Origin of the sequence: Vibrio sp. SCSIO 43133 (genome assembly GCF_023716845.1) — a bacterium.
Taxonomy (GTDB): domain Bacteria; phylum Pseudomonadota; class Gammaproteobacteria; order Enterobacterales; family Vibrionaceae; genus Vibrio; species Vibrio mediterranei.
Window position 1 is genome coordinate 1,242,027 of sequence record NZ_CP068024.1, and the last position, 11,764, is coordinate 1,253,790.

General features: G+C 45.8%; 12 protein-coding genes. 4 read left to right on the plus strand and 8 right to left on the minus strand.

The window, feature by feature from the left end:
• Positions 1-7: 7 nt before the first annotated feature.
• The 3 genes from JKJ11_RS05995 to aphA all read left to right on the plus strand — a co-directional run bounded on the left by JKJ11_RS05995 (position 8) and on the right by aphA (position 3,014).
• A complete protein-coding gene (locus tag JKJ11_RS05995) occupies positions 8-1,252 on the plus strand; it encodes an ABC transporter permease (protein WP_236109771.1) in 1,245 nt (414 codons plus the stop codon).
• A gap of 4 nt (positions 1,253-1,256) precedes the next feature.
• Complete coding sequence (locus tag JKJ11_RS06000; RefSeq protein WP_006071541.1) at positions 1,257-2,108, plus strand: ABC transporter permease; 852 nt, start codon at positions 1,257-1,259, stop codon at positions 2,106-2,108.
• Positions 2,109-2,306: 198 nt separating this feature from the next.
• A complete protein-coding gene (gene aphA, locus JKJ11_RS06005) occupies positions 2,307-3,014 on the plus strand; it encodes an acid phosphatase AphA (RefSeq protein ID WP_006071542.1) in 708 nt (235 codons plus the stop codon).
• Between the two features lie 156 nt (positions 3,015-3,170).
• Here the strand turns inward: aphA and JKJ11_RS06010 are convergent, their stop codons facing one another.
• The 8 genes from JKJ11_RS06010 to JKJ11_RS06045 all read right to left on the minus strand — a co-directional run bounded on the left by JKJ11_RS06010 (position 3,171) and on the right by JKJ11_RS06045 (position 10,080).
• Complete coding sequence (locus JKJ11_RS06010; RefSeq protein ID WP_252038888.1) at positions 3,171-4,142, minus strand: LacI family DNA-binding transcriptional regulator; 972 nt, start codon at positions 4,140-4,142, stop codon at positions 3,171-3,173.
• Positions 4,132-4,866, minus strand: coding sequence for a copper homeostasis protein CutC (locus JKJ11_RS06015; protein WP_252038889.1), 735 nt, complete (start codon positions 4,864-4,866; stop codon positions 4,132-4,134). Before JKJ11_RS06015 ends, JKJ11_RS06010 begins: the two co-directional genes overlap by 11 nt.
• A gap of 77 nt (positions 4,867-4,943) precedes the next feature.
• Positions 4,944-5,738, minus strand: a complete 795-nt coding sequence (locus tag JKJ11_RS06020; RefSeq protein WP_006071545.1) for a transporter substrate-binding domain-containing protein — start codon at positions 5,736-5,738, stop codon at positions 4,944-4,946.
• Complete coding sequence (locus JKJ11_RS06025) at positions 5,728-6,684, minus strand: glycosylasparaginase (protein ID WP_006071546.1); 957 nt, start codon at positions 6,682-6,684, stop codon at positions 5,728-5,730. The genes JKJ11_RS06020 and JKJ11_RS06025 overlap by 11 nt, the downstream gene beginning before the upstream one ends.
• On the minus strand, positions 6,684-7,418 hold the full coding sequence (locus JKJ11_RS06030; protein ID WP_252038890.1) for an amino acid ABC transporter ATP-binding protein: 735 nt from the start codon (positions 7,416-7,418) through the stop codon (positions 6,684-6,686). Before JKJ11_RS06030 ends, JKJ11_RS06025 begins: the two co-directional genes overlap by 1 nt.
• Before the next feature lie 10 nt (positions 7,419-7,428).
• Entirely contained in the window at positions 7,429-8,100 is a 672-nt protein-coding gene (locus JKJ11_RS06035; protein WP_252038891.1) for an amino acid ABC transporter permease, read from the minus strand.
• Positions 8,101-8,102: 2 nt separating this feature from the next.
• Positions 8,103-8,768: an amino acid ABC transporter permease gene (locus JKJ11_RS06040; protein WP_240206619.1), complete on the minus strand. Its 666-nt coding sequence runs from the start codon at positions 8,766-8,768 to the stop codon at positions 8,103-8,105.
• A gap of 283 nt (positions 8,769-9,051) precedes the next feature.
• Entirely contained in the window at positions 9,052-10,080 is a 1,029-nt protein-coding gene (locus JKJ11_RS06045; RefSeq protein WP_240206620.1) for an AraC family transcriptional regulator, read from the minus strand.
• A 167-nt stretch (positions 10,081-10,247) separates the two neighbouring features.
• Here JKJ11_RS06045 and JKJ11_RS06050 point away from each other — a divergent pair, with 167 nt between their 5' ends.
• Positions 10,248-11,729, plus strand: coding sequence for a coniferyl aldehyde dehydrogenase (locus JKJ11_RS06050; protein ID WP_252038892.1), 1,482 nt, complete (start codon positions 10,248-10,250; stop codon positions 11,727-11,729).
• Positions 11,730-11,764: the final 35 nt, after the last annotated feature.

An 11,764-nucleotide genomic window follows, 5' to 3' on the forward strand; every position in this document is an offset into this window, starting at 1 on the left:
AAACAGAATGGCGAGTGAAAATACGCTAACACTGACAGAGCTTTCTGAGAGTAAAAAGAAGCATCGCAGCAAACAGTTAATGCTGTTTTTGTTTACTTTGCCACTGCTGCTGTTTGTGTTTCTTTCCTTTTTAGCGCCGATCACCACCATGCTTTATCGCAGTGTTTATCATCCGACGGTTGCTCAATTGGTACCAAACACCTTAGAGGCGATGGCATCATGGGATGAGTCAACCGGAGCCATGCCGCCTGATGAGGTTATTCAGGTATTCACGTTAGAGCTTCATGAACTGGCACAGGAACGCCGCTCCGGAAAATTGGCCGAGGAAATCAACCGCTCATTGCCGGGCTCTTCAAGTCTTATCAAATCCACTGCACGAAAAATCAAAAGAATGCCGATCGAAGAGCTGCGTCTCGAAGGCACCGATATTCTATTAGATAAACATAAAAAGTGGCGCTCCCCCGATGTGTGGGTAGCGATTAAAGTATCGGGTAACAAATGGACAGAGCGTTATTATCTAACGGCATTGGATCTGAAAAAGTCCTTGCAAGGTGATATCGAAACCAGAGACACAAAAATCTACATCAAACTATATTGGAAAAGCTTGAAAATCGCCCTGTACATTACTTTGCTTACCGCGATTATTGCGTTTCCATTGTCGTACTATCTATCTACAGCCTCGCCGAGCAAAGCCAATAAGCTGTTGGTGTTTGTATTGTTGCCTTTTTGGACCTCATTATTGGTTCGAACCACATCATGGATTGCGCTTTTGCAAACCAACGGGGTAGTGAACAGCACCTTAAAAGCGATAGGCATTATTGATGAGCCACTTGATCTACTATACACCGAGTTTTCGACCATCATTTCAATGACTCATATTTTGCTGCCTTTCATGATTCTGCCGCTCTACAGCGTAATGAAGAACATTGACCCAAGCTATTATCGTGCGGCGCTGTCTTTGGGTTCTAAACCCATGCCTGCGTTCTTTAAAATCTATTTCCCAATGACATTACCCGGCTTAAGTGCAGGGGCTCTGCTGGTGTTTATTATTTCTATTGGTTACTACATTACGCCCGCGCTGGTCGGGGGTACGGACGGGCAAATGATCAGTAATATCATTGCGTTCCATATGCAGTCATCCAATAACTGGGAGTTAGCAGCAGCACTAGGCAGCTTGCTACTGGTTCTGATTTTGGCGCTCTATTGGTTATATGACCGCTGGGTAGGCGTGAACAACATTAAGTTAGGTTAACAGTATGAAGAGATTTCCAAGCTATTTTACGCCTCTGCAAAAACTAGGCTCACTGTCTCTTTCTGCTAGTGCGTATTTGACTCTGTTTTTTTTGATGATGCCGATCTTGGTGATCATTCCACTCTCTTTCAATGCCGAGCCTTATTTTAGTTTTACGCCAGGGATGCTGGCATTTGAAAAAGAAGCCTATTCGCTCGAATGGTACGCTGAGATTTGGCACGACGATAACTGGTTGCTCGCCATCAAAAACAGCTTTTTGATTGGTATTTGCGCCACGATTATTGCCACAGTACTAGGGACATTGGCCGCAATAGGGTTAAGTAATTCAGCGATGCCAATGCAGCGCATCATAATGGCGATTTTGTTGTCTCCGATGATTGTGCCTTTGATTATTACCGCTGCGGGCATGTTTTTCTTCTATACCCAACTCAACTTGGCGGGCACGTTCTGGGGTGTGGTGATTGCACACGCAGCTCTAGGGACGCCATTCGTGATCATCACTGTGAACGCAGCATTAGCTGGCTTTGATTATTCGCTTGTGCAAGCCTCGCTGGGAATGGGCGCAAGGCCGGTATATACCTTTGTTAAGATCATTATGCCGCTAATCAGGCCCGGAGTGATTTCGGGGGCGTTGTTTGCTTTTGTGACCTCGTTTGATGAAGTAGTAGTCGCGCTATTTTTGGCAGGACCGGAGCAAAAAACAATTCCGAGACAGATGTTCTCGGGACTAAGAGAGCAAATCAATCCGACCATACTGGCCGTTGCTACCTTGTTGGTCGTCTTGTCGGCTATCTTGTTGTTTACTATTGAATATTTGCGCGCCAGATCGGAGCGCATCAAGATCAATAGTTGGTAATCCATTTCTATCGCAGTCTATCTTTGAACGATAGGCTGTTGTCTCATTACCTTGCTTTCTTCACCTTGTTTTGTGTGTTGATTTTGGGTCTGTACTTGCTTGAAAACTGTGAATTATCTTTAACTTTCAGAACGATAGCGGCGGGTGTACCGTAGTTGGGTTTTTCGTTTGTTTAATCCAAGTATCAAGGACCCTAAGATGAACATTAAAAGTTCGCTGAAGCTTATTACTCTCTCTGTACTTCTTGCCTCTCCACTGTCATTCGCTAAAGTCTACACCACCACCGATATGCAGGCTGTCAGCCATCAAGCGCCACAAATGGAAGTCTATAAAGACATCAATTGGGTGTCAGTATCTGACATTCAGAAGCAGCTTCCTGACCATCCAATTACTGTCGGCCTGGATATCGACGACACCATGCTGTTCTCTTCACCGGTGTTCTATCGCGGCCAGCAAAAATACTCTCCGGGCTCGAATGCGTATCTTAAGAACCAAGACTTCTGGAACGAGGCAAGCACAGGCTGGGATGATTTCTCTCTACCTAAGCATTCAGCGCTTGCCCTAGTAAACATGCACTTAGCACACGGTGACACTATTTACTTCATCACAGGTCGTAACGCTCCAGAAGGCAAAGAGACACTAACCAGCACTATCCGCCATCTGTTCCCTAAAGATCGCCGTGACCAAATTAAACCTGTGGTCTTCGCTGGTGGCTTAGAAAAAGAGAAACAACTCAAACAAGCTGGTGTTGAGCAATACTACGGTGACTCAGATTCCGATATCACTAGCTCAATGCATGTGGGCATCAAAGCAATTCGTTTCCTTCGCAACGAACAGTCAACCTACGTCCCTATGCCGCAAGCAGGCAAATACGGAGAACCTGTTCTGATTGGTTCTAACTACTAGTTAGTCACACTCAAACAAAAGGGCGCAGCCAATAGCCGCGCCCTCAAATACTTAGTCTTCTTATATATCGTCCTCAAAGGCGTCCATCATTCCTGCCCCGAGCAGGAATCTACTCAATGCGCCTACCGCCCTCAAGTGTGGCACTCAATCCCAATCTCAATGACAATTAAAAAAGTTACGAATGTACTTTTCACCAGAGAGATTCTCCTTATCCGACGATAAGGAAATCAACTCTAACACAATATCAATCAGCTCTTCCTTTGAATAACCAATACTTGGGAATTGGTAAGAGCCAAAATGAGAGAAGAAAGTATTATCAAACCCAATAATTACTGGACGGTCATCTTGGTTACCAAAGCTGTCCACCGCTGCCATCGCCATGGCATCAGAGGTACAAATCACACCGTTGTTTGGTTGAACAATGTCGTTTGAATTGCCGATGAGATACTGCTTCGCCTCATTGTACTTGTAGTTGCAATAGGCGATGTTTTTCAGGGAGATATCGTGGCGTTCGAGGTTGTTTTGGTAGAGAGCAAGTCGGCGTTCTTCAACGGCAGAGCTTTGTCGTCCGGCAAGTAAATGAACTTCTTTAACGCCGGATTGAACTGCATAATTCACCGCATCCTGAATGGCCTGTTCTTCGTCGAGTAACACCGACCATGTATTGTCCCAGTTTTGCCCGTTAAGGTTAATCACTCGCGGAGTAAGAAACAGCTTTGGCATGTCTTTAGGTTCAATGAGATCCGAGAAAATGATCGCCGCGTCTACGCGATGAACGAACGCGTTGTCGGTAATTGATGCAATATCATGCTCGGTTTTAATGCGAATGAAGATTGGCAGCTTGCCTATTGATTGCAGTCCTCGTAGTAAATGATCAAATAGCTCAAGGTCGCTCAAATCACTAATGTGGTTGACCACAATGGCGACGAGTCCAGTGGTATTACTATTTAAACTTTGCGCGAAGGGATTCATGACATAACCGAGCTCTTCGGCGGCTTGCAACACGCGCTGCTTTTTTACTTCAGATATGGGTTTTTTCTCTTTCGAAAAAGCCCGAGAAGCAACCGCTTTTGATACGCCTGCTCGGTCTGCTACATCCTGCAATGTAGGTAGCGTTTTAGTACTCATTCACAAATAACCTCACGATTTTCTTCACTTTATCATAGTCTGTTACCGAGACCCAATCATCGCAACTTTCTGTTCCCATGGAGATTTGTGAGGACTGTTGAATCATATTACTAGGGCGCTGACCTTTACCAGAAAGGTGCAGCTCGGTGATGCCTGTGTCAGCCAGTGAAAGCGCATTGCTGTCGTTTACTCCAGAGCCCGCCATGATAGATAGGCGACCCTGAGCGGTGTCGACTAACTGTTTAATCATCGCTTTACCTTCTGGTGCAGTTGGCTGGAGTCCTGAAGTTAAAATTCTTTCGATCGGGTAATGGCAGAGGAGTTTTAAACTCTCTATCGGGTTAGCAACCAAATCAAATGCGCGATGAAAAGTGATTCCAATACCTTGAGCGGCGGTTGTCCATCGACGCAGGGCATCTTCGTTGATGGTAGCGTCGGGATTCAGTGCACCAATAACGACGCCATCAACGCCAAGCAACTTGTAGCTGAGTATTTCCTGCTCCATAAAGTGGATTTCTTCTTCACTGAAGACAAAGTCACCATCACGAGGGCGAATCATCACGTAAATAGGAATGGAGGAAACCGCGACAGCCTGAGTTATTAATCCTAATGAAGGCGTTAGACCACCCAGTGACAGAGCGCTACACAATTCGATTCGGTCGGCGCCTGCCTCGATGGCAGTGTGCAGTGATTCAATATTATCGATACAGACTTCAATTTTCATACAGCTCGCTCATTGAAACTTATGGAAAGATAGAGAGGAAAAAAAGGCCCGGGGGAAAGGGCCTTTGAGTTATCGGTTTACCAAGTACCCGCTAGTTTAGGTGGGTTAGCATCCGCACCCCACCATTTGTGGTAAGACGCTTCATAAGCACCAGAGTTAATGTAGTCAGAGACAAACATATCCATCCAGCGTAAGTACTCGGCGTCGCCTTTTCTAACTCCAATGGCGATAGGGTCATTAGAGTGCAAGCCTGGCAGAGTTACAAGGTTTGGGTTGTTAGTAGCTAGGTAATCAATCAGAGAGCTGTCTTCGATACCCGCATCTACACGGCCTTGACGAAGCAACAATACACCGTCTGGTGCGAAGTTATCGGTATAAACTAATTCAGCTTCTGGCACTTCACGTTTCAAAAAGGCTTCGCCTGTAGAACCGCGGCCTACAACAACTCGTTTGCCTGCAAGATCCTGCAGTGAATTAATATCTTGGTCTTTTTGATGAACAATACGAAGACCAGCACGTGCATAAGGAATGGAGAAATTCACCGATTTAGCACGTTCTAATGTCGCTGACATGTTACCAATGACCGCATCTAGTTGGTCAGAAAACAGCATTGAAACACGAGCGTCACCATGTACATCAGTGAAGCGTGCCTCAACGCCAAGCTTTTCTGCTAGGCGTTTCGCTAGATCAACGTCATAACCTGCTGGGTTATTCTTTTGATCACGGAATCCGATAGGTTCGCCACCAAGTGATACACCGATTTTGATGTAGCCGCGCTCTCGAATGTCTTCGAGTTTGCCAGCAAACGCTGAGGTGGAGCTGATTGCGAGTGCACTTGCCAATATGGTGGCAACCAATGCCTTAAATTTCATTGTGGTTCTCCATTTCATTTCGTTTATCCATATAGCGTCTTTCCGCTATTCTTTGTTCAGGTTTACTCATTCCAGATTTGTAAACCCAGTATTTGATGTCCTCTTCACATCCAAAATTGATTACTCGATAGTTGTCATCTTTGTCGATCGCATGAATGACAACGCCAGCCAAAAAGCCTGTTCTAAGCGAATTTAGTTCTTCAATGGCCATATCCACCGCTTGATCGAGCGAAAAGCCAAGACGCATCGCCATTACGATGGAGTAGGAGGTATTGGCTCTGATGGTCATTTCGCCGGTATGAGTACAGGCCGCCGCGCCATATCGGCTATCGGCATAAAAGCCAGCGCCGACAATAGGTGAATCGCCAAGGCGTCCTGGGTATTTCCATGCCCAGCCTGAGGTGCTTGTGGCTGCATAAATACTGTCTGTACTGTCTTTGGTGAGAAAGACGGTGGTATCACGGACTTTCTCTGGGTCAGTGATCATTGAGTTGAGGTGTGCAAGCGGACGAGTCGACATATCGGGGTTGTCTTCGCCAGTAATTTCTTGAAGCTTCTTAAACCACACCTCTTTAGAGTCTTCTAGTAGAGGGTTAGGGCACTCAAAACCCATCTCATAGGCAAAGCGTGTCGCCCCTTCACCTACGAGGATCTCGTGGTTCAGCTCTTCCATCACTTTTTTGGCAATGCGCGTGACGTGAAAATGATCTTTGACGGCCCCAACGGCACCGGTTCGAAGCGTGTTGCCGTCCATTACCGCACCGTCAAATTCCATATCACCCAATAGGTTAGGCCAGCCACCGTAACCAACACTGCGAATTCTTGGTTCTGCTTCGACTTTTTCAATACCACAAATGATCGCATCGAGACCATTGTCGCCGTTATTAAGCATACTTACCGTGTCGTCGATTCCCGGCCAGGCTTCTGAATTTGATAATACAATCATTACTTGCTATCCATTTTCTCTAAAAATCGTCTAATTCTTTCGTCTTGCTTACCGCCCTCATCGGAGAAGAAAGCATCTTTGTCCATGTCAGCTCTTACTACCCCTTCGTCGAGGAAAACAATGCGATTGGAGATCTTTTTCGCGAAGGCAATTTCGTGAGTGACAAAGATTAATGTTGTGCCTGATTTGGCAAGGTCAGCGAGCACGTCAAGCACCTCTGAGGTCATCTCTGGATCAAGTGCACTGGTTACTTCGTCTAGTAGCAAACACTCCGGCTTCATCGCTAGAGCGCGACAAATACCGATACGCTGTTTTTGTCCGCCAGAGAGTTGAGCTGGGAAGCTGGTCTCTTTGTCCGCTAAATCAACAAGCTGCAATAGTTCTCGCGCGGTGCTTTCAGCTTGCTCTTTGCTTTGCCCTAGCACTTCAATAGGTGCGAGGGTGATGTTGTCTAAAATGCTCAAATGCGGGTAAAGGTTAAAGTGCTGGAACACCGTCGACACTGACGTGCGGATCTTTTGTAATTCCGCTTTGTTGGAGACCGAGAGGTCGCGGAAAGTGATGTCACCGTCATCAATCGCTTCTAGCCCGTTGATGCAGCGTAGTAGGGTAGATTTTCCAGAGCCACTTGCACCTAAAATAGAGACCACATCGCCTTGCTCAATATTTAGGCTGACCCCTTTTAATATGTCGTTGCTTCCAAACGACTTCTTTACGTTGTTAATTGAAATCATGGGGATCACCTTATGCTAAAGACCAAGTTTGATGTTTTCGTAAGTAGAGCTCGAGCTTTCTGCCCAGCTTGGAGATGGCCATCGACATGGCGAAGTAGGTCAGCCCGATGACAGGCCAAACAATAAATGGCTGCCAAGTACGTTGGTTCAAAATGGCGCCGACTTTGGTAATGTCCATAACCCCGATAACGGAGACCAGTGACGTTACCTGAAGTTGGTTCACCGCAAGACCGACGAGTGGCGCAATGGCAACTAGCAGCGCTTGAGGCGTGATGATTTTGTTCAAAATTACCATCTCAGAGATGCCAAACGAGCGTGCAGCTTCAATCTGACCTTTATCGACCGCTGCCATTGCGGTAACAATAATGACGGAGACAAATGCAGCCGTATTGCCAGTCAGCGTGATTGTGGCGGCTAGTTCCGCCGACATGTCCATGGAGAGGAAAATCGGCAGGCCGAAGTAGATCAAGAACAGCTGAACCAAAACTGGGGAGTTTTTAAGAAACTCGCTCACAAAAACAGAAAGCTGGCTCAAGAGAGGGAATCGATAGTGACGAAAGAGCGCGAGCCCTAAACCTAACAAACCGCCAAACAAGCTAGAAACCAAGAACACCTTTAACGACACGCTGATGCCACTAAGCAGAACAATAAGGTCATAGGGGACAAATTCATTACTAGACATTGCTATGCTCCCGCTTCAGAAAATCGATTTAGTCGCTTGTGCGCTAAAGTGATAAGAATGGATAAGATGTACGTCAGCACGCAGTAGAACAGTAATAAGAAGAAGTAGACTTCAAATGGTCTAAATGTTTCCGCCGCAATGATTTTTGCGGTTCCTGTGAGTTCGTTAAGTGTTACTGTCGATAAAATAGAGGTGGTCAAAATTAGGTTCACGAAGATCGAACCTAACGGTTTGATCGAGTTGCGCAACGCGATAGGAAGAATGATCTTTCTATAGATAGTTAAGCGTTTTAAGCCGAAAGATTGAGCGGCTTCGATCACGTCTCGATCGACCTGCTGAACTGCTGCGCGCAGCACGTCAGCACAATAAGCACCAACTGCAATAGAAAGCGCCAGCACTCCCGTGGTGTAGGGATCAATGAAAATGCGTAATTCAGGTAAGCCATAAAAAATAAAGAACACCTGCACAATAAAAGGAATGTTCCTAAATATATTTATGTAGGTATAGCCTGTCTTAGACAGTACTCTTGACTGACTAATACACGCAAACATCACCAGCAAACCAATACAAAAACTACCAATAATAGAAGCGATGCTAATACTAGCGGTTATCGCAAATCCTTCTATAAACGAGTCTAAGTATCGATACATTATCGAGATATCAAACACGGAAGCTCCTTCTAATTGAAACTAGTTTCAATTTACGTGCTGATTCTTTTTTACGCAATGCCATTTAATTAAAATTGAAACCGGTATCACATTGTTAATAACAACATGCTTAATTAGAGACTTGGTGGTCTAGAAGGTATAAATGAGGATGTTTTTCATACTAGAAATTGCTTCAAGTGCACGTCATTCCTGCCGTCGAGCAGGGTAGGGCAGTCACTTGTGGCAGAAGTTTTCCTTTTTCAAGGAAATAACGGCTTGTCTTCAGACGAACAAAAAACGAGCACTAACCCTCACCCGCCTTACGAAACTCCTTCGGCGAACACCCGCTCCATTTCCTAAATGCGTGCCGAAAATTGGCACTGTCAGAAAAACCAATTCGCTCTGAAATCTCTTCCATGGTGATTTGTGTAGTAAGCAGGTAGTGGCGGGCCAGTCGATAGCGTACATTATCAAGCACCTGCTGATAGCTGGTCCCTTCTGCTTTCAAATGACGGCGCAGCGTACGTGATGACATGCCCAGCTCGGAAGACAAGGCTTCAATGGATGGATAGTTGCCTAGACGTTCGATAAATATCTGACTGATTTTTTCTTGCAAACTGGTACCGCCTTCGGCTTTTTCCAGCATTTCATCACAAGATTTCAAACACATTTTCAGCGTCATTGCATTGGCAGCAGGCAGAGGCTCGTAAAGTACCGTAGCGTCAAACTGCCATTCCAAACAATCACTATCGAACTCAATGGGGCAATGAAAAACTTGCTCGTATAAGTGACCATATTCTGGCTCAGGGAAGGGGAATTTAATCAGTGTTGAAGGGAACGGCTGCTGCATCACCTCTTCACACAAATTTTGAATGGCAGTGAACCAGTACTCGGAGCAAAACGGCAGCAGTTCGTCCAAATCGATAAGTTGCTCGGCGCGAAAATAACCGACATTACCTTCGACCCACATCTTCTTTTTAAGCACAGGACCGGCCAGACGAAGGTATTTAAACCCCATCATAAGAGCATCGAGCATGGTGTTGCTGCTGAACACCGCATAGCCCAACACTCCAAAATCACTGAACCTTGCTTGCTTACCCACTTGGAGCCCTAAACCCGCTTCATTTGTCTGAGTGAGTGCGTTGCTGAAGATAGCCATCTTTTGAGCAAAAGTGAGCTGTGTATCTGGTTGATAGAGTTGGGAAGAGGTGACGGTCGTACCCTCAAATAATGATTCGGTGGCAAAGCGACTGTCGAGATAACGCGCCATAAGCTGAAGATCTAAAATCCCGCAAGCTTGAGTATCTGGCTCATAAACTGCCGTGTATTGCATCCAACTTCTCCAAAAAGGTTAATAGGCGACTTTCAATAAGTTAGCGTGATTGTGGGATCTCAATGTCTGAACAATGTCCGAATTTCACCGCTTTTTGTCTCAATGTAACCTGTGCTCAATGTTATCAGAATGTTGTAATGAGGCAAATTTCAATGCGAGATTAATAAATGAGCGAAATGATTGATTGGGTAAAAGATGTAGGTTCTGAATGCGAAAGTATCGAAGTGAGCGAGCTTAATACTTGGTTTTCTGAGCTTCAAACCGCATACCAACAAGAGACCAACCCTTCACTTGCTGTGCGAAAGCAGCGATTGCAGGCTCTTAAAACACAGCTAACGCGATATCAATCGGTGCTAGCGGAGGCAATGAGTGATGACTTTGGCGGGCGCAGCCATACCGAGTCATTAATGGCTGACGTGTTAGCACCTATTCTCGATATCAACCATGTCAATCGCCACTTGAAAAGCTGGATGAAATCGAAAAGTCGCCCAACGGAATGGTTGTTTAAAGGCAATAAGTTACAGGTTCGCTATCAACCAAAAGGTGTGGTGGGGATTATCTGTCCTTGGAACTTTCCGCTTTATCTTTCTATTGGCCCGATGATTACCGCGTTGGCAGCAGGTAATCGCTGCATGATTAAGATGCCGCCTAACTGTCCGGCAACCACAAAGGCTCTGCGAAAAATGTTGGCCGAGATATACGCGCCAGATCTCGTCAGAATTGTTGATGGTACGCATCCAGAAGCGATGGAAATCTCTCACTTGCCGTTTGACCATCTGGTCTTTACCGGGTCACCAAATAGCGGCAAAACCATAATGGCCAATGCGGCGGCTAACCTAACGCCTGTGACGTTGGAGCTGGGCGGAAAGTCTCCGGTGGTGGTTTTTGATGACTACGATATTGAGAAAGCAGCAAGCCGTATTGCTCATGGCAAAGGCTTTAACTCAGGACAGATTTGTATCGCTCCGGATTATGCGTTTGTTCCAGAAGGCAAGGTCGATGCATTTGTAGAAGCGCTCAAAAAAGCTCACATCAAGATGTACGGGGAGATCGAGGGTAACGCTGATTACACATCTCTAGTGGATGATGCACAGTATCAAAGGTTTGCTGCTCTAGTCGAAGATGCGCGAATTAAAGGGGCGACGATCACTCAATGTTTGTCTCAAGGCGAAGGTCGAAAAATGCCGCTCTTTATCGCCACTAATCTAAAACCGAGTATGCGAATTTGCCAGGAAGAAATCTTTGGGCCGTTACTGCCAGTTCATAGTTACCAGTCAATTGACGATGTGGTGCAATACATTATTGAGCGCCCCAGACCGTTAGCTTGTTACCTATTTAGTCATAACACGCAGCAACGAGAAGCGCTGTTAAATCAAACTCATAGTGGCGGTGTCACCATAAACGATTGGGGCTGGCATGTACTTAACCATTCGGTGCCATTTGGTGGTGTGGGTAACTCTGGTATTGGTAACTACCACGGCGAAGAAGGTTTTCGTGAGTTGAGCCATGCACGCACAGTGTTGCAAATGAGAGAGTGGTTTCCTATCCAGCTCTTTTCTCCGCCTTACGGTAATCTTGTTCAGAAGTTGGTGCTGCGCGTATTTGTTGGTAAGCCAGACCCAGACCTCAAAACCCATTCCTCAAAATAACACGAATAATCTAATCCACTAACAACGGACCATTT

What these genes read in the sequence shown, in the direction of transcription:
- JKJ11_RS05995 (WP_236109771.1), top strand. Translation starts at nt 8, where the DNA reads ATGGCGAGTGAAAATACGCTAACACTGACAGAGCTTTCTGAGAGTAAA.
- JKJ11_RS06000 (WP_006071541.1), top strand. Translation starts at nt 1,257, where the DNA reads ATGAAGAGATTTCCAAGCTATTTTACGCCTCTGCAAAAACTAGGCTCA.
- aphA (WP_006071542.1), top strand. Translation starts at nt 2,307, where the DNA reads ATGAACATTAAAAGTTCGCTGAAGCTTATTACTCTCTCTGTACTTCTT.
- JKJ11_RS06010 (WP_252038888.1), bottom strand. Translation starts at nt 4,142, where the DNA reads ATGAGTACTAAAACGCTACCTACATTGCAGGATGTAGCAGACCGAGCA.
- JKJ11_RS06015 (WP_252038889.1), bottom strand. Translation starts at nt 4,866, where the DNA reads ATGAAAATTGAAGTCTGTATCGATAATATTGAATCACTGCACACTGCC.
- JKJ11_RS06020 (WP_006071545.1), bottom strand. Translation starts at nt 5,738, where the DNA reads ATGAAATTTAAGGCATTGGTTGCCACCATATTGGCAAGTGCACTCGCA.
- JKJ11_RS06025 (WP_006071546.1), bottom strand. Translation starts at nt 6,684, where the DNA reads ATGATTGTATTATCAAATTCAGAAGCCTGGCCGGGAATCGACGACACG.
- JKJ11_RS06030 (WP_252038890.1), bottom strand. Translation starts at nt 7,418, where the DNA reads ATGATTTCAATTAACAACGTAAAGAAGTCGTTTGGAAGCAACGACATA.
- JKJ11_RS06035 (WP_252038891.1), bottom strand. Translation starts at nt 8,100, where the DNA reads ATGTCTAGTAATGAATTTGTCCCCTATGACCTTATTGTTCTGCTTAGT.
- JKJ11_RS06045 (WP_240206620.1), bottom strand. Translation starts at nt 10,080, where the DNA reads ATGCAATACACGGCAGTTTATGAGCCAGATACTCAAGCTTGCGGGATT.
- JKJ11_RS06050 (WP_252038892.1), top strand. Translation starts at nt 10,248, where the DNA reads ATGAGCGAAATGATTGATTGGGTAAAAGATGTAGGTTCTGAATGCGAA.